This is a genomic window from Hymenobacter negativus (genome assembly GCF_016056375.1).
Classification (GTDB): Bacteria; Bacteroidota; Bacteroidia; order Cytophagales; family Hymenobacteraceae; genus Hymenobacter; species Hymenobacter negativus_A.
Genome location: NZ_JAEDAE010000003.1, coordinates 133,829 through 153,257, shown reverse-complemented (window position 1 = coordinate 153,257; position 19,429 = coordinate 133,829). Strand labels below are relative to the sequence as shown.

The window sequence follows — 19,429 nt, the reverse complement described above, 5'->3', positions numbered from 1 at the left end:
TATGAAGCGACGCTCATTTATTACCGGAGTTGGGGCCGGCCTGTCAGCGCTTTCGCTGCCGGCCGTGGCTTTGCCCATCGAAACCGCGTCGCCCCCCAGGCCGGTGACTGACCGCGACTATTGGCTGGCCACTCTGCTGCGCATCGTGGAGCCGGTGCTGAAAGCCGGCGCCGAGGGCACGCTTAAAACCGCCATGCCCGTAGAGGCTGCAGCCGGGCAGCAGGAAAGCCGCCGCCGCGTCACGCACCTTGAGGCGCTGGGCCGCACCCTGGCCGGCCTGGCCCCCTGGTTGGAGCTGGCCGACGTGCCCGCCGCCGAGCAGGCCCGCCAGCAGCGCGCCGCAGCGCAGGCCCGCCAGGCCATTACCCACGCCGTAGCCCCGCAATCACCCGGCTTTCTGAACTTTACCCAAGGCGGCCAGCCGGTGGTAGACGCGGCCTTTCTGGCCCACGCGCTGCTGCGCGCGCCTACCCAGCTCTGGGAAAAGCTGCCCGTCGCCACGCAGCAACAGCTGGTGCAGGCGCTGCAAAGCAGCCGCGCTATCAAGCCGGTGTACAGCAACTGGCTGCTGTTCAGCGGCATCATCGAGGCGGCGCTGCTCAAATTCACGGGCAGCGGCGACCTGATGCGGATGGACTACGCCATCAAAGAGCACCAGACCTGGTACAAGGGCGACGGCACCTACGGCGACGGCCCCGATTTTCATTGGGATTACTATAACAGCTACGTCATCCAGCCCATGCTGCTGGACGTGGTGGGCACGCTGATAGCAGCCGGCAAGGAAAGCAAGGAGCTGCTGGAGCGTCTGCAGGCCCGCGCCCGGCGCTACGCCGCCGTCCAAGAGCGGCTGATTGCACCCGATGGTTCGTTTGCGGCCTTCGGGCGCTCATTGGCGTACCGCTGCGGGGCTTTTCAGCATTTGGCGCAGGTCAGCTTGCAGCAGCTTTTGCCTGCCGAGCTACCGGCCGGGCAGGTGCGCAGCGCCCTCACGGCTGTGATTAGCCGCACGATGGAGCCCAAGGGCACATTTGATGCGCAGGGCTGGCTGCAAATTGGGCTGTGCGGGCACCAGCCAGGCATCGGCGAAACCTATATCTCGACCGGCAGCCTGTACCTATGCACCACGGCGTTTCTGCCCTTGGGCCTGCCCGCGAGCGCCCCGTTCTGGACCAGCCCGGCGCAGGACTGGACCGCCCGCCAAATCTGGTCGGGCCAGGACGTGAAGACGGACCACGCGCAGTGAGGGTAACCGGCAAGCGCGGCGAGTAAGCCGGCCCGCCTGCCGCCGCATTCGGCACCCTGCACGGGGCTTTTTCAGACTATTTCATTCCCGCTTTGGCTGGTTGGCGGCCCCGCCTGGCCCGGAAGCCGCGCGCTCAATACCTTTGGCCCTCCCCGTATAATTACCCGGTTTTAAAACACCGTATTTCTACGCGGGCGCAAACCTGGCTTGCCGTTGTCCTTTGTACCGCCAGGGTGCTGGCATCTGGACAATTATTCGGTCTGCTTTTCACGATGCTCCGGCCCTTGCTATTCAAGCTGGTCTGCACTATTTACGCTTCCAAAACCGCAAACGCATTTCACCAATCCTCCTACCTAATTCAATGACAAACACCGAAACAACTACCGCCATCACTACTTCCTACCTGCTTAGCGAGAGCAATTTCGACCAATACGCGGCGGAATGGAAGGTATTTGCCGGGCAGCCCGGTGGCACCCCCCTCACCGATGCTTTCTTCACGTCAAACGATACCCGGCTGCTGACCTTAACCATTCCGCTGGAGCGCATCCAATGGCTGGTTTCGGCAGTGGGCGTGCGCCAGATTAGAGCGCGGTTTTTGCTGATGCCCGGTTCCGCCCGGAAGCAGTTCAACCTTGCCCTGTTTGCCACCGATGCCACCGGCTACCGGCTGTCGGCCTACTACCTGCCCGAGCAGTACTACGCGGCCGGCACCCCGGACACGAAAGTATATGAGCCGATTCCCGATGACCTGGCTTCTGTCTGGCAGCAAAAATGGCAGGCAGCGGCAGAAATCACGACGGATATGTTTACCACTTACACCCGCGACACGCACGAATCCGCCGTGCTCGAAGGCTACAACTTTGAGATAAAGGACTTTGTATCGGTGCTCTTCGAAACCGGTCAGAACATTACCCTGGGCCTGGGCCTGCACCAGTACCACGCCCCCAACGCCACTTCGGAGGAACAACTGACGAGTACGTTCGGCCTGGTGCTCCAGGCGCCGGCTCTGGGCCAGGCTGCCCGCGGTGCCGGGGCAGCACGGGTCGATTTTGATATGGCTTTTCCGTGCCCTCCCGGCACCTGAGGAGTGACAAAAAATTAATTTATCATTGCCAGTTCTGACGGAGGAAGGCAAGTGTACTATGACTGACCTTTTTCATCTTTCGTTGCAACAGCTGGTGATGCGGCTGACCATGGTGCCGGTGTTGGTGGCGGGAATCATTGGCCTGATTCGTTTTCGCCAGCTGCCGCTGAATCTACGCTACCTCACCGCGCTTGTCGGCTTCATTCTGCCGATGAACGTGCTGGCTTTCGTGTTCATGATTCAGCACCGCAACAACATGTTTTTGATGCCGGTGTACATGGTGGGCGAGTTTACCCTCCTGGCCTTAGTGTTTCGGCACACGCTACAGTCGCCTACCTTCACCAGGGCCGTGCCCTGGCTGGTAGGCGGCTTTGCGGCGTATGTCTTGTTCGATAGCCTGGCCCCGGGCGCGCTGGCTCAGTTTCGGCCCGGCCAGCAAGTGGTGCAGGGCACGCTGGTGCTGGGGCTGGTGGGACTGTATTTTCGCAAATTGCTGCGCGAGCTGCGCGTGTTGCAGCTGCGGCGCGAGCCCATGTTCTGGGTGTCGGCCGGTTTATTAATATATTACCTGGGGTATTTGCAGATTGCCATTTTCAGCAACTACCTCCTGCATTACTCGCACCAGCTGAATGCGAATGTCTGGATGATACATTCCTTTCTGTTCATTATGCTTTATAGCTGCTACAGCCTGGCCTTATGGCTCCCCCGGCGGAAGTAACGTTTGGCCAGCTGCTGTTTGCCGGCATCGCCGTGATGCTGCTGGCGGCCGGCACACTGCTGGTTTTTCTGGTGACGTACCAAAAGCGCCTGCTGCAGCAGCAGCTCCACATGCGCACGGCCGAAGCCATTCATCAGCAGCAGCTATTGGTGGCCATTATCGAGGCGCAGGAAGGCGAGCGTGAGCGCATCGGGCAGGACCTGCACGATGGCATCGGCTCGACCGTGGCCACGGCCAAGCTCTTGGTCAACCGGCTCACTAGCCTGCCCAACCAAGCCCCACCGCCCGACCTGCTGGCCCTCATCGAAGAGCTCATGACCACCGCCGTGCAGGACGTGCGCAGCGTGTCGCACAGCCTGTACCCGGCCGTGCTGTCGCGCTACGGCCTGGCCGAAGCCATTCAGCACCTGGTGGACGTGTGCAACGAAACGGGCCGGTTGCCCATCGGGCTGGCCCTGGAGTATGGCCAGCCCCTGGCCTTGGCCCAGGAGCTGGCCCTGTACCGCATTTGCCAGGAGCTGCTGCACAATGCCCTCAAGCACGCCAAGGGTGCCACCTACCTCGCGGTGCAACTGCACCAAACGCCCCAGCTCCTGACGCTGGCCGTGGAGGACGATGGCTGCGGGTTTGCGGCCGGGGCCAACGGCGCGGGGCGCAAAAACGGCGGCGCGGGCCTGCGCAGCATCGAGGTGCGGGTGCAGATGCTGCGCGCCAGCCTGCGCCGCCACAGCGCCCCCGGGCAGGGCACCCGCATGGTGGTGGAGCTGCCGCTACTGCCGAGTTAATTTTATTTTTCTTTCCTTCGTCACACTTAGCTCCCACCCCCATCTATGGTCTCCCCCATCGCCCCTGCCCACATCGCCCTTCTCGACGACCACCCCATGTTCCGTCAGGGGTTGCGCTACATTCTCGAACCGTTGCCCTACGTGGCCAGCATCACGGAAATGGCCGAGGCTGCCGACCTAGTGGCCTTGTGCCGACAGCAGCTGCCCGATGTGGTACTCCTCGATTTGCAGATGCCCCAGATGGATGGGCCGGAAGTGGCCCAGCTCCTGCTGGCCGAGTTTCCGGAGCTGAAAATCATCGTGCTCTCGATGTTTTCGGCCGACAAATACATCACGCAGATGATGAAGCTGGGGGCCCGCAGCTACCTGCCCAAAGATGCCACCCAGGAAGAGCTGGTGCAGGCCATCCAGGAGGTGCTCAGCACGGGCTACCACTTCACGCCCCGCATGTCGCGGGCGCTTATGCGGGGCGTGCAAAAGCCCAGCCGCCAGCCCATCACCAAGCTGCCGGAACTGCTGCAGTTTACCCCACGCGAGGAAGAAGTGCTGCGCCTGATTTGCCAGGGCCACCGGGCCAGTGAAATCGCCGAGCAGTTGTTCATCAGCCGCCGCACCGTGGAAGGGCACTGGCAGAAGCTGCTGGAAAAAACCGGCGCGTCCAGCGTGGCGGCACTGGTTGTGTTTGCCGCCAAGCACGGCTTGCTCGACCAGTAGCCACGGGGCGTTAGCAGGTCCGGCTTTCGCCAGCAGTTTGCCCGCGTTTTTCCCTAACTTAGGAAGGCTAACTTCTGCCGGCATCGCGCCCAGGCCTGCTTCATCATGACCGAACTTGCTGCTACCCCCTGGCCCGCCCTGCCCGCCAACTGGGACGACACCCGCCAAACCCTGCACCTCTGGACCCAGATAGTGGGCAAGACCCGCCTGGCGCTCAGCCCCATGGTGAACCACTGGTGGCAGGTGCCGCTGTACGTGACGCCGCGCGGCCTTTCTACCGGCGCCATGCCCTACGCCGGGGGCAGCTGCGAGGTCGTGTTCGACTTCAACCAGCACTGCCTGCGCCTGCACACCAGCGACGGCCGCAGCCGCGAGCTGCCGCTCCGGCCCCGCTCCGTGGCCGACTTCTACCACCACTACCGCGCTTTGCTGCGCGAAGCTGGCATTCACATCAAAATCTGGCCCGTGCCGGTGGAGCTGGAAGAAGCCACGCCCTTTGCCCAGGACGAACACCACTGCTCCTACGACCCCGCCGCCGTGCAGCAGTTCTGGCAGGTGCTGCTGCGGGCCGATGCGGTGCTCCACGAGTTCCGGGGCGGCTTCACGGGCAAGTGCAGCCCGGTGCATTTTTTCTGGGGCAGCTTCGATTTGGCGGTCACGCGCTTCTCGGGGCGGCCCGCGCCGCCGCACCCCGGCGGCATCCCGCACCTGGCCGACTGGGTAACCCGCGAGTCGTATTCGGCCGAGCAGAGCGCGGCGGGCTGGTGGCCCGGCGGCAACGGCCAGGCGGCCGCCTTCTACAGCTACGTGTATCCCGGCGTGCCGGGGCTGGCCGAGGCCGCCATTCAGCCCGCCGAGGCCTTTTTCAATCCCGAAATGGGCGAATTTCTGCTCCCTTATGAGGCCGCCCGCACGGCCCCCGACCCGCGCCAGACCGTGCTCGACTTCCTGCAAAGCACCTACGCTGCCGCCGCCGACCTATCGAACTGGGACCGCGCCGCGCTGGAGCGACACTAGCCGAATGCGGCTCCTTATTCGGCCGGCAACTGGCGACCGAAGTGCTTTTTCAGGATTTCGTCGACTTTTTCCCGGTTCAGGGGCTTGTTGAAAAAGCCGCCGATGTTGAGGTGTTCCACCCGTTCCACATCGCGGGGGTGCAGCGAGGTGGTCAGCATCACGATGGTGGTGGCCTGGCGCTGGGCGGCGGGCAGCTGCTCGTAGGCTTCGAGGAAGGCAAAGCCGTCCATCACGGGCATTTTCACGTCCAGCAGAATCAGGACCGGGCAGTCGGCAAAGGGCGTCTGGCAGTGCACGTGCAGCAGGTCAAGCGCCTCCTTGCCGTTGATGGCTACCAGTATCTGCTCCGCTACATTCAGCCGCTTCAGCAGCAGCTGGTTGAGGTAGTTAGTGGTAGAATCGTCGTCGACGAGCAGGACACAGGCGAGTTTTTGCATGGGCATTCAGGCCGAACCTCCGTCCGCAAAGCCGGGCCCGGAAGCAGCAACGATTATTGGTTAGTGAAGTACACCGAGAACACGCTGCCCACCCCCAGCGTCGACTTTACGGCAATCCGGCCCCCAGCGTTTTCCACCATTTTCTTCACCATGTACAGGCCAATGCCCGAGCCCTCCACATGGTCGTGGAAGCGCTGAAACATGCCAAACAGCCGGTCGGTGTAGGCCGCATCAAGACCCAGGCCGTTGTCACTCACTTCCAGCACCACGCCGCCGGCTTCGGTCCAGGTGCGAAGGCGCACGTGCGGTGAGCGGTTGGGGGCGCGGTACTTCAGGGCATTGCTGAGCAGGTTGAACACCACCGAGCGCAGGTTTTTCTCCAAAAACAGCACCGTGGTGGCCTGCACGTCCACGTCCAGCCTGGCTTCCGTGCTTTGAATAACCGGCTCTAGGTCGAGGCGCACGTCGTGAACGACGGCTGCCAGGTCGACGGGCACCGCCAGGCCGCCGTGCTCCTTTTGCAGCCGCGATACTTCCGTCAGGTGCTCAATGGTGCGCTTGAAGCGGTTCACCGAGTCCTGCATCAGGTCGAGCAGGGGGTGCACTTCCTCGCTCTGGGTCGTGGCGGCGGGCAGCTCCAGCAGCAGGGCATCGAGCAAGCCTTCGATGTTGCTGATGGGCGCCCTGAGGTCGTGCGAGGCGGTGTAGATGAAATTGTCGAGGTCGACGTTGGCGCGGGTGAGCTGCTCGTTGTTGTCGCGCAGCTGCTGCTGGGCCTGGTCGATGCGCTCCAGGGCCAGCTTTTGCTCGTGAATGTCGGTGCAGGTACCAATCCACTGGATAATCTCGCCCTGTGTATTGCGCGAAGGCAGGGCGCGGCCCAGCATCCAGCGGTAGTCGCCGGCGCGGTTGCGGAAGCGGTACTCCACCTCATACGGCTCGCCAGAGGCCAGGCACTCCCGCCACCGCTGCCCCGAGGCGGGCCGGTCGTCGGGGTGCAGGTGCGCGTCCCAGCCCTGGTCCGAGCCCACGGCATTTTCCCGGCCGATGTAGTCGAACCAGCGGCGGTTGAGGTAAGTGTTGAAGCCTTGCGGGTTGGCCGTCCAGGCAATCTGCGGGATGCCTTCCAGCACGCGGCTGGCTTCGGCGGCGGCGCGCTCGCCGGCCAGGCGGGCGGCTTCTTCGCGCTTCAATTCCTCGTTTTTGCGGTCAAGCAGCGCGTTTTGCTCGGCCACCTGCGCCCGAATGGCCGTGATTTCGCGCTGCGCCGAAAGGTCGGTAACGATGACGGCCAGCACCGGCGTCTCGTTGAATTCCAGTACGTTCATCGACACCGAAAACGGGAGCAGCACCCCGGTCTGGGTTCGCAGCGGCAGCTCGCCCCGGCTTTTGCCCGCCCAGCCCTTGAGCATCAAGGCCGCCCAAATTTGCTTGAAGCCCGGCGGCACAAACTCGTCAAAGCTGCGACCCATCACCTCGGCCAGGGGGCAGCGCAGCAGGTCGGCCAGGCTGGCGTTGCAGTAGAGCACGGTGGCGTCTTCGGCCAGCAGCAGCGCGCCCTCGTTCATCTGCTCGATGAGGGTGCGGTAGCTCTGGTCGGCCCCTTGCAGGGTGAAAATGCGCGGCCCTTCGGCGCTTTGCACGGCCAGCGCATCCACGGCCCCCGTCCGGATGGCGTGAATCAGCTCGTGGGCTTCCTCCAGCTGCTCGCGCAGCTCTTCGTTGGCCCGGGCCAGTTCGGCGGCAGTGGGCTCAAACTCACTCATAGGGCGTGGCTTCGTCCGGCGTGGCTTCGTCCCCGGATGGCGTGATGCCCAGCGCTTTCAGCACCCGCGGCCAATCCGAGAGGTCGCCCACCAAGCGGCGGACCAGGCCTGGACTGCGTTTGATGAGCGTGGGCACGCCGATAAGGTCTTCGCGCTGGGCCAGGTCGGGCTGCTGGTAAATATCCACAATCAGCAGCTCGTAGCGCCCTTTCAGGTACTGCTCGCAAATGTCTTTGATGTTGCGCACGGCGCGCGTCGAGTTCGGCGTGGCCCCCGTGATGAACAGGTGCAGCACGTACTCGGGGCTGGCGGGCTCCGGCGGGGCCAGGGGGTCCGTAAAAGGGTCCATGGGCGCAGTTATTTGCTCGAAACCGGGCGCACGTCGAGACCGACCAGCACCCGCTCTTCGTTCGAGAGGTCGCCAATGATTTTGCGGATGGGCTCGGGCACTTTGCGCACCAGCGTGGGAATGGCCAGAATCTGGTCGCCTTCGGCCAGCTGCGGATTCACCAATAGGTCAACCACTTCTATTTTATAGCGTCCCTTGAGGTGCTGCTCGCAGTACTTCTTCAGGTTGGCCAGGGCCGTCACCGACTTGGGCGTTTGGCCGGCCACGTACAAGCGCAGTTCCCACATTTCCTGAAAGCCTTCTTCTAACTCAACTGCAGCTACTTCTGCCATAAAAACGGGTGGTGCAATGGGATGCTACGGCATTCCGGGGATTTAGGTTACTGGCCGCTTTCGGCGGTGGGGGCACCTGGGGCCGGCGGGTTGGCGGCCGCGATGCGCTGCTGGCCGCTGAGCAGGGCTTGCCGGCGGCTCTGCTCGTTGGCACTGATTTGGCGCAGCTCCTCCTCCACCGACTCAAACTCGGTGCGCAGGTTGGCAATGTTGGCTTCCAGCACGCGGCGGCGGCGCTCCACCTCGCGGTCGCGGCGTTCGGCTTCCTGCTGCACGGCCAGGGTTTCGGCACGCTCCTGCATCTGCTGGGCCAGGCGGCTGGCCCCGGTCACGATGCCGGTAGGCCCGAGCACTACATCGAGCAGCTCGATGCCGTGGCTGGTCACGAGGAATTCGCGCACCTGGTTGGAGTGCGCCATGCCGCGTGATTTGAGAATGCTCAGGCCGCGGTTACGCTCACCCACGCCTTCCAGGTCGCGCACCGAAATCCAGGTATCGACCAGCGACGACACGCCCTCGTCGGTCATTTCCTGTTGCAGGCCGCGCCCGCTCACCAGCGCCGTGAACAAGGCCGTAATGCCATTTACTTTCAGAAAGTCGATGAGGCGGGTGAGCATGCTGCGCACCTCATTCAGGTTGCCCACGGTGATGAGGTTGGTGATGGGGTCGATGACCACGGCCGTGGGCCGGAACTCCTTCACCAAGCGGTGCAGCGTTACGAGGTGTTGCTCCAGACCGTTGAGGGTGGGGCGGGCGGCTTCGATGAGCAGCCGGCCAGCGTCGAGGTGCGCCTGCAGATTGATGCTGACGGACGCCATGTTGCGCAGCAGCTGCGCCGGCGATTCTTCAAAAGCAAAGAAAATGCAGCGCCCGCCGTCGCGGCAGATTTGGTCGGCAAAGCTGGCGGCCAGCGTAGTTTTGGCGGTGCCGGCAGTGCCCGTGACGAGCACGCTGCTGCCCTCGTAGTAGCCGCGCAGGCCAAACATGTCGTCGAGGGCCGGAATGCCGGTCGACACCACGCGGCTCGACACGGCGTGGTCGAGCCGCAGCGAGGTAACGGGTAGCACCGAAATGCCGTTTGCGGTGATGAGGTAGGGGTATTCGTTGGTGCCGTGGGTGCTGCCGCGGTACTTCACCACGCGCAGCCGGCGGGTGGTAATCTGGTCAATCACGCGGTTGTCGAGCAGAATCACGCAGTCCGACACGTACTCTTCCAGGCCCTGGCGCGTGAGCGAGCCGTCGCCGCGCTCGGCGGTGATGATGGCAGTCACGCCCTTTTCCTTGAGCCAGTGAAACAGCCGGCGGATTTCCGAGCGCAGCACGGCTTGGTTCGGGAAGCCCGCAAACAGCGCCTCAATGGTATCGAGCACCACACGCTTGGCCCCGATGCTGTCGATGGCGTAGCCCAGGCGAATGAACAGGCCCTCCAAATCGTATTCACCGGTTTCCTCAATCTCGGAGCGGTCGACGTGGACGTGGTCGAGGCGCAGCAGTTTGCGCTCCTGCAAGTCCGTCAAATCGAAGCCCAGGGACGTGACGTTGGCCGCCAGCTCGGGGGCCGTTTCCTCGAAGGCCATGAGCACGCCCGGCTCGTTGAATTCCAGCGCGCCGCGCACCAGAAACTCGATGCCCATCAGGGTTTTGCCGCAGCCGGCGCTGCCGCAAATCAGCGTGGGGCGGCCCAGCGGCAGGCCGCCTTCGGTTATTTCGTCGAGGCCCTCGATGCCCGTGGGGGCCTTGGGCAGCTGGGGCAGGGCGTGGGCAGCGGCGGGAGAATGTGCAGACATGAAGAAACGCTATGAACCGATAAAGGTAATGGCTGAAACAAAAAGGCCCGGCTATGCGCAATGCATAGCCGGGCTTTCAGACAACAAACCTCAACCGTTGATTCCAAACCTATGCCCCATCAGCGGCTGCCGGCTTCAAAATCGAGCCAGCCGGCGCGGTGCTCTTCCAGCTCGGCCGGGCTGATGCCGTAGGCGGCGCAGGCTTCGTCGGCGGCCATCAGGCCCTGCTCCACGGCGTTGAGCACGGCCCACACTTTGAGCTTGCGCTCAGCGGTTTCGGCGGCCGCATCGGCGGGCGCAGGGCGGCCGTCGGTATCGAAGAAGTCGGGCTGGTTCTCGCTCATAGCTCAGGCAAGATAGGACGGCAAATATTAACGCAGCGTGAAGCTTAATCGGATTGTCGGGCCGCGCCAAAGTTTATTTCCAGCGGCTGAAAAACTGGTCGAAAGCCTCGCGGTAGCCGTCGCTCACGGGCAGGGTTTCGCCGGCAATCTGCACCGTGCCGCGCCCCACCGACTGGATGTGGCCCAGCCCCACGATGTAGCTGCGGTGGATGCGCAAAAACTTGCTGGCGGGCAGCTTTTCCTCCATGCCGCGCAGGCTGGTGAGCGAGAGCAGCGGCCGCGTCTGGGTGGCCAGGTGCACCTTCACGTAGTCCTTCAGGCCCTCCACGTACACAATATCGGCCAGCGGCACGCGCACCAGCTGGTACTCCACTTTGAGGTAGATGTGGTCTTCTTCTGGTTGTGGTGGATTGGCGGGGAGGTGGATTGGCGGGGTGGTGGTTGTGGGCGCGGGCATTTCGCTGGCCTGCTTCATCTCGAAGTAGGTTTTGGCCTTGAGGGCCGCCCGCAGAAATTCCTGGTAGTCGAATGGTTTGAGCAGGTAGTCCAGCGCATCGACGCGGAAGCCTTCGAGGGCGTACTGGTTGAAGGCCGTGGTGAAGATGACGCGCGGGCCGTGCTGCAGCACCTTGGCCAGCTCCAGCCCGCTCAGGTCAGGCATCTTGATGTCGAGAAACAGCAGCTGGGCATCGGGCCGCTCGTGCAGCGAGCGCAGGGCGGCCACGGCGCTTTCGTGCCGGCCCACAAGGCGCAGAAAAGGCGTTTGCTCGATAAAGGAGCAGACCAGGCCCAAGGCCAGGGGCTCGTCGTCGACGGCCACGCAGTTGATGACGAACGGGGCGGCAGTGGCGGGCGTTACAGATTCAGGTGCAGGCATACTTCGTATTCGTTGGCGGCATTGCGGGGGTTTACGCGCACGGTGTGGGCGTGGGGATAGAGCAAATCGAGGCGGCGCTGGGTGTTGGCCAGGCCAATGCCGCCGGGCTCGTCGTCATCGGCGGGCCGGTCGGGAAATACGGTGTTGCGCACGCACAGCTCGACGGCGTGGGCCGTGGGCTGGCGCAGCTCGATGGTGATGCGACTGGCCGCAGTGGCGCTCACACCGTGCTTAAACGCATTCTCGACAAACGGCTGAAACAGCATGGGCGCGATGAAGGGGTCGGGGCTGAGCGGGTCGGGCATCTCGAAATGGACCTGCACTTTGTTGGTCAGGCGCAGGTGCATCAGCTCAATGTAATCGCGCAGGAAGCTGATTTCCTGGCTCAGGCGCGTGTGGCCGGCGGGCGACTCGTAGAGCACGTAGCGCATCATGCGCGAGAGGCGGTGCAGGGCGGCGCGGGCCTGGTCGGCGTCGACCAGCGTGAGGGCGTAGATGTTATTGAGCGTATTAAAGAAGAAGTGCGGGTTAATCTGGGCTTTGAGCAGACTCAGCTCGGTGGCTACCTGGCGGCGCTCCAGCTCCAGACGGCTTTCGGCGTCGCGCTGGCCCTTTTGCATGGCTGCCAGGCTGGTTGCAATGCCCAGCACCAGCAGCGTAATCAGCAGCACGCCGGTGTTGAAGAGCGGGCGGCCTTCCTCGGGCCCCAGCTGCGGGTGCGGGCGCGGCCCCGACCACGGGTTGGGCGGGTTGAGGACGGCCTCGCGGGCGGTGGCCACCAGCTCGGGCACGCCCAGGCGCTGCTCCACCTGTTGATGGATGGCCAGCACCGCCAGCACCAGGATAGCATTCAACGCCACGTAGGCCCAGGCCTTGCCATCATACAGCAGGCGCGGTGCAGCCCACAGCACATTCAGGTAGAACACGCCCACCAGCAGGCCAAACACCACGGCCTGCGTCAGCCAGAACTCTGTGGGCTTGGGGCCGGGGTAGTCGGGCTGCTGGGCCCACAGCAGCACCGCCACCAGGCCCCAGACCAGGGCGTGCAGCAGCAGGGTGGAAGCCGAACGGAGTAGCGGTAACGCCATATTAGTGGTGAAAAGGAATTGCTTCGCAAGCTACAACGGCGGCTTGGGTGCCCGGGCCTTGCATCGGCCAGCCGGGCCCGGGTATCGCCCAGTCGGCACTTTGGGCCGCTGGCGGGCGCGGCAGGGTAAAGTCGGTTGGAGACTATGCCGTCTGGGGAGCGAAACGGGCGAATGGGCGATGCCGGATAGTGACTCGCCGATTGCAGTTTGACCAGCCTATAGAAGGCCTGCAAATTTGAATCAGTCCCACCGCTTCCGTGGCCCGCAAACTGGCTGTTTCAACTCCGCTTTCCTCCCGCTTTTTCATGGCCTCGTCTCTACTGCCCCGCGTTGCTTCGATGGTGGCCGCTGCCGCGCTACTGGTGGTAGTGGCCTGCCAGAAACAGCCCGCCACGCCCAATGCCGCCGAGCTGGCCACGCTCACGGCGCTGCCGCAGGTGGCAGCGGCTCCGGCCAACAACCCCAGCAGCGCGGCCAAAATCGCGCTGGGCCGCGCCTTGTTCTGGGACCCCGTGCTCTCGGGCGGCAAGGACGTGAGCTGCGCCAGCTGCCACCACCCCGCCAGCGGCTACGCCGACGCCCTCGACCTGGCCATTGGCAGCAACGGGCAGGGCCTGGGCACCGCCCGCCACTTCCGCGCACCCAACGATTTTCCCTTCAACAAACGCAACACGCCCACCGTCCTCAACACCGCCTTCAACGGCATGGCTACGGATGGCAACTACCAGCCCGCCACGGCCGCCATGTTCTGGGATTTGCGGGCGCAGTCGCTCGAAACGCAGTCGCTGATGCCCGTGGCCACGCTGGAGGAGATGCGCGGCCACCAATACGCCGAAGGCGTGGCCCTCGATTCGGTGGTGGCGCGGCTGCGCGGCATTGCGGCGTATGGGCCGCTGTTCGGGGCGGCTTTCGCCGAGGCCACGCCCATCACGGCGGCCAATATCGGCAAGGCCCTGGCCTGCTTCGAGCGCACGCTGGTGGCCGCGGATTCGCCTTTCGACCAGTACATGCGCGGCGATAAGAGCGCCCTCACGGCCCAGCAGGTGCAGGGACTGAATGACTTCGTGACCAGCGGCTGCGCCAAATGCCACAGCGGGCCGATGCTCAGCGACTACCAGCTGCACGTGCTCGGCGTGGCCGACAACACCAAAAACCCGGCTTCTGACGCGGGCGCCAACGGCAGCTACGCCTTCCGCACGCCCAGCCTGCGCAACGTGGCCCTCACTGCGCCTTACATGCACAGCGGCACGCTGCCCAACCTGCAGGCCGTGCTCAATTTCTACGACCCCGGCCGTGGCGGCCAGGCACCTTCGGCCAACCCGCACGTGAGCGTGGGCCAGCGCGACCCGCTATTCCCCGGCCGCGTGACCAACCCGCAGAACATCATCGCCTTTCTGCAGTCGCTCACCGCCGCCAGCTACGACCGCACCGTGCCCGCCGCCGTGCCCAGCGGCCTGGCCGTGGGCGGCAATATCCACTAGCCTTCCTTTCATCAGTCTCCATTTTTCAACCTTTTTCCCCAACCAACTTTTATGCGCGTTACCAACTTCCTACGCTTTGCCAGTGCTGCTGCGCTGCTGTGCTCCATGAGCAGCTTTTCTGGCTGCGAGAAAGAAAACGTGAGCCCCAACGGCGGCTGCACTAAAAAAACCACGACGACGACCACCACCACGCCGACGACCACGACCACGACCACCACGGGTACGGGCACCGGCACGGGCGCTAACTAATCCGGCGCAGCAGAACCTCATCTCCCGGTCTCGGCCGTGGGGTGAGGTTCTTAGGTTGCCGCCGTCCTATTTATTATCTTCACTATCACCATGAAAACGCTCCGCTCGCTTGGTCTTCTGCTACTGTTGCTGCTGCCGCTGATGGCGTCGGCCACGCACATTGTGGGCGGCGAGCTGGATTTGCAATACAAGTCCGGCAGCACCTACACGCTCAGCCTGAACCTGTATTTTGATGCCATCAACGGCGACCCGCAGGCCTTGGACCCGAGCCTCGTGGCCAGCATTTTTGTAAAAGCCACCAACCAGCGCGTGGTGAACGTGACGCTGCCGCTCACCTCCAACACCTTCGTGCAATACACCAACCCGGCCTGCTCCGTGGGCTCATTGAGCACCCGCAAGCTGGTGTACACCAAAGAAATTACCCTGGACGCCGCCACTTATGCCAACCCCGGCGGCTACTACGTGGCCGTGGAGCGCTGCTGCCGCAACATCAGCATCGGCAACATTGTGAACCCCGGCGGCGCGGCCCAGACCTTTTACCTCGAATTTCCGGCCGTCGTCCGCAATGGCGCGGCTTTCATCGACTCCACGCCGCGCATTTTCCCGCCCCTGGGCGACTATGCGTGCCGGGGCGAGTTGTTTTATTACGATTTCGGCGGGCAGGACGTGGACGGCGACTCCCTCATCTACGACATGGTGACGCCGTTGAACGGCCACGCCACGGCCGCCGTGGGCAACACCGCGCCACTGCCCAGCGCCGCGCCCTACGCCCCCATCACCTGGAACCCGGGCCTGAGCGCCACCAACCAAATTCCGGGCACTCCGGCGCTGGGGATTGATGCGCACACCGGCCGGCTCACGGTGCGAGCCAGCAGCCTGGGCTTGTTCGTGTTTGGGGTGCGCTGCTCAGAATACCGCAAAGGCGTGAAGATTGGCGAGACGCGGCGCGACTTTCAGCTTTATGTGCTGAACTGCCCCACCAACGTGGCGCCAAAGCTGCAGGTGCACGCGGCCAACAGCGCCGCGCTCTACCGGCCCGGCCGCGACACGCTGCGCCTGCTGCCCGGCGGCAACCGCTGCCTCACCATCCGCTACACCGACCCCGACCCCAACTCCGTGCTCACGATGAGCACGCGGGCGGTCAATTTCACGGTGCCCGCGCCCACCTTCACCACCAGCACCAGCGGCACGGTGCGGGCCGCCGGCGCGCCCGATACGCTCACCGCCACCCTCTGTTTCCCCGATTGCTCGGATACCAAAGGCAAGGTGTATTTGCTCGACCTCATCGTGGCCGACAACGGCTGCAGCCTGCCCAAGCACGACACCGTGCGCGTGGCCTTCACCGCCACGCAGGCCCCCAACGCGGCCCCGGTACTCACCAGCAGCTTCCCGCCCGCCCCGGCTTCCACCGCCGACGCCGCGCCCACTGTGGTGCGCGTGACCCTGGGCCAGCACTACACCGCTACCCTGGCCGGCACCGATGCCGACCGCAACGCCCTGGCCCTCACTGCTACCGGCGAGGGCTTCGACCTGGCCGCCGTGGGCATGCAGTTCGCCGCGCAGAACGGTGCGGGGCAGGCCGATGGCACCTTTGCGTGGGAGCCCACCTGCGCGGCCGTGGCGGCAATGGGTACCGCCGGGGGCCTGGTCGTGCACTTCAAGCTGACCGAAACCGGTCCCTGCGTGCCGCTCCCGCAGGAACGGGCCATTCGCTTCGAAGTGGTGCCGGTAGCCGAAGTAGCGGCCTTCCGCCCGGCCAACGTCATCACGCCGAACGGCGACGGGAAGAACGACTTTCTGCGCATGCCCGACCTGCCGGTGGATTTCTGCGACAATAAGTTTGCGGGCATCAAAATCTTCTCGCGCTGGGGGCAGGAGGTATTCGCATCGGCGGAGCGAGGGTTTCAGTGGGGCGGCCAGGGCGTGGGCGGGCTGTATTACTATCTGGCCACCTACACCGACGGCCGCAAGTTCAAGGGCTGGGTGGAGGTGATTCCGTAGCGGTTTCCGGAACGGGGTAGAGACGCGACACTTCGCGTCTCCTCACTGAACGGGTTTCCAGCGGGGCCTGCGCTGAGACGCGAAGTGTCGCGTCTCTACATCCTTTGCCACCTTTGTGGTTGCTTTTTCCTATCCCATGAAGCTCAAGCCCAACATTGCCACCAGCGAGGCCGGATTCATCTTCAATCCCGCCACCGGCGACTCCTTCGCGGCCAATCCGCTGGCGGCCGACATCCTGGCCCGCGCCAAGGCCGGGCTGGATGCGGCGGCCATCAAGGCCGACATTCTGACGCGCTACGATGTGGCCCCCGGCCAGCTCGAAAAGGACTGGGACGACCTGCTGGCCCAGCTGCGCGACTTCAACCTGCTGGACGGAAGCGGGAAGTGGGAAGCGGGGAGCGAGGAGCAGGCAATGGGCAAAGCAAAATAATCCGACGCTATGCCGCCTCCCACTTCCCGCTTCCCACTTCCCACTTCCGAAACCCGCCCGCGCCTGACCGTGGCCGTCACCGGCCTCAACGCCACTGACAGCCCCGGCCCGGGCGTGGCCGTTATCCGCGCCCTGCGCGAAACCACCGACTTCGACCTGCGCATCATCGGGCTGAGCTACGAGGCGCTGGAGCCGGGCATCTACCTCCGCGAGTTGGTTGACAAGACTTACCAGCTTCCCTACCCTTCGGCCGGCACGGCGGCGCTGCTGGCGCGGCTGGCCCACATCCGCGAGCGGGAGGCCGTGGCCGTGCTCATCCCCAACTTCGACGCCGAGCTGTTCAACTTCATTAAGCTGGCGCCCGAGCTGCGGGCGCTGGGCATCCACACGTTCTTGCCCACGCTGGAGCAGCTGGAGGCGCGCGACAAGCTGAACCTGTCCGCCTTTGGGGCCGCGCACGGCTTCGGCACGCCTGCCAGCCGGCCGCTGCACAGTGCGTTTGAGCTAACCGCCGCCGCCGAGGTGCTGGGCTGGCCGCTGGTGCTGAAGGGCCGCTACTACGACGCCGCCGTGGTGCACTCGCTGGCGCAGGCCGAGCAGGCGTTTGGGCGGTTGAGCGGGCTGTGGGGCGTGCCGCTCATCGCACAGCAGTTTGTGGCGGGGCAGGAAATCAACATTGCCGGGCTGGGCGACGGGCACGGCCGCGCCCTGAGCGTGGTGCCCATGCGCAAGCTCACCATCACAGACCGGGGCAAGGCCTGGGCGGGCATTACGCTGGAAGATGAGGCGCTGCTGGCCCTGGCCCGCCGCTTTGCCGAGGCCACCCGCTGGCGCGGCGGCTTCGAGCTGGAGCTGATTCGCACGGCGGCCGATGAGCTGATGATTCTCGAAATCAACCCCCGCTTCCCGGCCTGGATTTACCTCACGGCTGCCGCCGGCCAAAACCAGCCCGCCGCCCTGCTCCGCCTGGCCCTGGGCCTGCCCGTGCCCACGATGGAGGACTACGCCGTGGGCAAGATGTTCGTGCGCTACGCTTGGGACTTGATTACCGACCACACCGAATTCCAGCAAGTAGCCGCGCTGGGCGAACTTTGAGCCGACGCTTAGTAGGGAGTAAAGCCTGTCATCCTGAGCGCAGCGAAGGACCTTATCACCGCTGAACGCTCGGCCGTAATAGCAAATGGTATGGCCGTGATAAGGTCCTTCACTGCGCTCAGGATGACAGACGTTGTTTTACTCTTTCCCACCCTTGCCTCCGCGTTTCCTTACCCACCCATGAAACAACCCTACGAACGTCCCACCCTCCGCAAGCTCACGGCTGGCGCGCTGCACAAGTTTGGGCCGCGGGCCGGAGCCGCGCCCACCACGGCCCTCGATGGAGTGCCCGTGGCGGAGCTGGTGGCCCGGTTCGGCTCGCCTTTGTTTGTGCTGAGCGAGCGGCAGCTGCGGCGCAGCTACCAGGCCGCCGTGCGGGCGTTTGGCACGCGCTACCCGGCGGTACAGCTGGCGTGGTCGTACAAGACGAACTATTTGAATGCCGTGTGCCGCACCTTTCACCAGGAGGGCGCATGGGCCGAAGTGGTGAGCGGCATGGAGCTGGAAAAGGCCTTGCTCAACGGCGTGCCCGGCCCGCACATCCTCTTCAACGGCCCCGGCAAGCGGCGAGCCGAGCTGGAGCGGGCGTGTGAAGTCGATGCCGTTATTCACCTCGACAACGCCGATGAATTGCACCTGCTGCTGGACGTGGCGGTTGGCCGCGCCACCCGGCCCCGCGTGGCCCTGCGCGTGAACCTCGACGCCGGCATCTACCCGCAGTGGGACCGGTTCGGCTTCAACCTGGAAAACGGCGAGGCCTGGCAGGCGCTGAGCCGCGTAGTGGCCTCGGGGCAGCTGGCGCTGGTGGGGCTGCACTGCCACATCGGCACCTACGTACTCCAACCGAAGGCCTACGGCACAGCGGCCACCAAGCTGGCAGCCATAGCCCTCCGCTGCCAGCGTGAGCTGCACACGGCCGTACAGTACCTGGACTTGGGCGGCGGCTTCCCCTCTACCAATACCCTAAAGGGCGCTTATCTGCCCGCCGCCGACACCGTGCCTCCGCTGGACGAGTACGCCGAAACCATCACCAATGTGCTGCTTGGCGCGGGCTTCCCTGCGGATGAGCTGCCGCTGCTGGTGCTGGAAGCCGGCCGGGCGCTGGTGGACGACGCGGGCTCGCTCATCGGCTCGGTGCTGGCCAACAAGCGCCTGGCCGATGGCCGCCGCGCCACCATCCTCGACTTCGGCGTGAACCTGCTCTTTACTTCCTTCTGGTACGACCACCACATCAGCCCCACCCGCGAGTTCTCCGACCACACCGAGCCCACCGTGCTCTACGGCCCGCTGTGCATGAACATCGACCAGCTGCGCGATAGCATCGCCCTGCCCCTGCTCGCCCCCGGCGACACCGTGGTGGTACACAAAGTGGGCGCCTACAACATGAGCCAGTGGCAGCAGTTCATCAACCTGCGGCCCAACGTGGTGATGGTGGACGAGGCCGGCGCAGTGCACTTGATAAGAGCCGCCGAAACGCTGGAGTACCTGCAGCAGCTGGAGCGGGTGCCGGCGCACCTGGCAGGGCCCCGTTTGTCATCCTGAGCGGAGCGAAGGACTTTATCACGTTCGAACAACTTGCCATCGGCCGTTGCAGCCGGGATAAGGTCCTTCGCTGCGCTCAGGATGACAGGT

20 protein-coding genes are annotated in these 19,429 nt (G+C 64.4%); 12 read left to right on the top strand and 8 right to left on the bottom strand.

What is annotated here, in order from left to right; genetic code table 11:
• Position 1 precedes the first annotated feature (1 nt).
• The 6 genes from I7X13_RS08650 (at position 2) to I7X13_RS08625 (ending at position 5,561) form a co-directional block, all read left to right on the top strand.
• Positions 2-1,243: a DUF2264 domain-containing protein gene (locus I7X13_RS08650; protein WP_198075175.1), complete on the top strand. Its 1,242-nt coding sequence runs from the start codon at positions 2-4 to the stop codon at positions 1,241-1,243.
• A gap of 361 nt (positions 1,244-1,604) precedes the next feature.
• Positions 1,605-2,327: a hypothetical protein gene (locus I7X13_RS08645; RefSeq protein WP_198075174.1), complete on the top strand. Its 723-nt coding sequence runs from the start codon at positions 1,605-1,607 to the stop codon at positions 2,325-2,327.
• Between the two features lie 58 nt (positions 2,328-2,385).
• Positions 2,386-3,045, top strand: a complete 660-nt coding sequence (locus I7X13_RS08640; RefSeq protein ID WP_198075173.1) for a hypothetical protein — start codon at positions 2,386-2,388, stop codon at positions 3,043-3,045.
• Positions 3,024-3,830: a sensor histidine kinase gene (locus I7X13_RS08635; RefSeq protein ID WP_198067650.1), complete on the top strand. Its 807-nt coding sequence runs from the start codon at positions 3,024-3,026 to the stop codon at positions 3,828-3,830. The genes I7X13_RS08640 and I7X13_RS08635 overlap by 22 nt, the downstream gene beginning before the upstream one ends.
• A gap of 45 nt (positions 3,831-3,875) precedes the next feature.
• Positions 3,876-4,544 carry a response regulator transcription factor gene (locus I7X13_RS08630; protein ID WP_198067649.1) on the top strand — a complete coding sequence of 223 codons (669 nt, stop codon included), beginning with the start codon at positions 3,876-3,878 and terminating at the stop codon, positions 4,542-4,544.
• Positions 4,545-4,649: 105 nt separating this feature from the next.
• The gene (locus I7X13_RS08625; protein WP_198075172.1) at positions 4,650-5,561 is read left to right on the top strand and encodes a DUF5996 family protein; all 912 of its coding nucleotides are present in this window, start codon (positions 4,650-4,652) and stop codon (positions 5,559-5,561) included.
• Positions 5,562-5,575: 14 nt separating this feature from the next.
• On the opposite strand, the gene I7X13_RS08620 is transcribed toward I7X13_RS08625, so the two are convergent.
• The 8 genes from I7X13_RS08620 to I7X13_RS08585 form a co-directional block, all read right to left on the bottom strand.
• The gene (locus tag I7X13_RS08620) at positions 5,576-5,998 is read right to left on the bottom strand and encodes a response regulator (RefSeq protein WP_198067647.1); all 423 of its coding nucleotides are present in this window, start codon (positions 5,996-5,998) and stop codon (positions 5,576-5,578) included.
• Positions 5,999-6,051: 53 nt separating this feature from the next.
• Positions 6,052-7,764, bottom strand: coding sequence for an ATP-binding protein (locus I7X13_RS08615; protein ID WP_198075171.1), 1,713 nt, complete (start codon positions 7,762-7,764; stop codon positions 6,052-6,054).
• The gene (locus I7X13_RS08610) at positions 7,757-8,113 is read right to left on the bottom strand and encodes a circadian clock KaiB family protein (RefSeq protein ID WP_198075170.1); all 357 of its coding nucleotides are present in this window, start codon (positions 8,111-8,113) and stop codon (positions 7,757-7,759) included. Before I7X13_RS08610 ends, I7X13_RS08615 begins: the two co-directional genes overlap by 8 nt.
• A gap of 8 nt (positions 8,114-8,121) precedes the next feature.
• Entirely contained in the window at positions 8,122-8,445 is a 324-nt protein-coding gene (locus I7X13_RS08605; protein ID WP_198067644.1) for a circadian clock KaiB family protein, read from the bottom strand.
• A 47-nt stretch (positions 8,446-8,492) separates the two neighbouring features.
• Positions 8,493-10,232, bottom strand: coding sequence for a circadian clock protein KaiC (gene kaiC, locus I7X13_RS08600; RefSeq protein ID WP_198075169.1), 1,740 nt, complete (start codon positions 10,230-10,232; stop codon positions 8,493-8,495).
• Between the two features lie 119 nt (positions 10,233-10,351).
• Positions 10,352-10,576, bottom strand: a complete 225-nt coding sequence (locus I7X13_RS08595; protein ID WP_198067642.1) for a DUF1153 domain-containing protein — start codon at positions 10,574-10,576, stop codon at positions 10,352-10,354.
• 73 nt (positions 10,577-10,649) lie between these two features.
• Positions 10,650-11,453 (bottom strand): LytR/AlgR family response regulator transcription factor, encoded by an 804-nt coding sequence (locus I7X13_RS08590; protein ID WP_198075168.1) that lies wholly within the window; start codon positions 11,451-11,453, stop codon positions 10,650-10,652.
• Positions 11,432-12,541 (bottom strand): sensor histidine kinase, encoded by a 1,110-nt coding sequence (locus tag I7X13_RS08585; protein ID WP_198075167.1) that lies wholly within the window; start codon positions 12,539-12,541, stop codon positions 11,432-11,434. Before I7X13_RS08585 ends, I7X13_RS08590 begins: the two co-directional genes overlap by 22 nt.
• 305 nt (positions 12,542-12,846) lie before the next feature.
• Between I7X13_RS08585 and I7X13_RS08580 the strand changes: the two genes are divergently transcribed.
• The 6 genes from I7X13_RS08580 (at position 12,847) to I7X13_RS08555 (ending at position 19,339) form a co-directional block, all read left to right on the top strand.
• On the top strand, positions 12,847-14,022 hold the full coding sequence (locus I7X13_RS08580; RefSeq protein ID WP_198075166.1) for a cytochrome-c peroxidase: 1,176 nt from the start codon (positions 12,847-12,849) through the stop codon (positions 14,020-14,022).
• Positions 14,023-14,073: 51 nt separating this feature from the next.
• The gene (locus I7X13_RS08575; protein ID WP_198075165.1) at positions 14,074-14,271 is read left to right on the top strand and encodes a hypothetical protein; all 198 of its coding nucleotides are present in this window, start codon (positions 14,074-14,076) and stop codon (positions 14,269-14,271) included.
• A 90-nt stretch (positions 14,272-14,361) separates the two neighbouring features.
• A complete protein-coding gene (locus I7X13_RS08570; protein ID WP_198075164.1) occupies positions 14,362-16,272 on the top strand; it encodes a T9SS type B sorting domain-containing protein in 1,911 nt (636 codons plus the stop codon).
• 136 nt (positions 16,273-16,408) lie between these two features.
• Positions 16,409-16,702 (top strand): PqqD family protein, encoded by a 294-nt coding sequence (locus I7X13_RS08565; protein ID WP_198075163.1) that lies wholly within the window; start codon positions 16,409-16,411, stop codon positions 16,700-16,702.
• A 9-nt stretch (positions 16,703-16,711) separates the two neighbouring features.
• Positions 16,712-17,797, top strand: coding sequence for an ATP-grasp domain-containing protein (locus tag I7X13_RS08560; protein WP_198075162.1), 1,086 nt, complete (start codon positions 16,712-16,714; stop codon positions 17,795-17,797).
• A gap of 180 nt (positions 17,798-17,977) precedes the next feature.
• Positions 17,978-19,339, top strand: coding sequence for a type III PLP-dependent enzyme domain-containing protein (locus I7X13_RS08555; protein WP_198075161.1), 1,362 nt, complete (start codon positions 17,978-17,980; stop codon positions 19,337-19,339).
• The last annotated feature ends 90 nt before the right edge of the window (positions 19,340-19,429 follow it).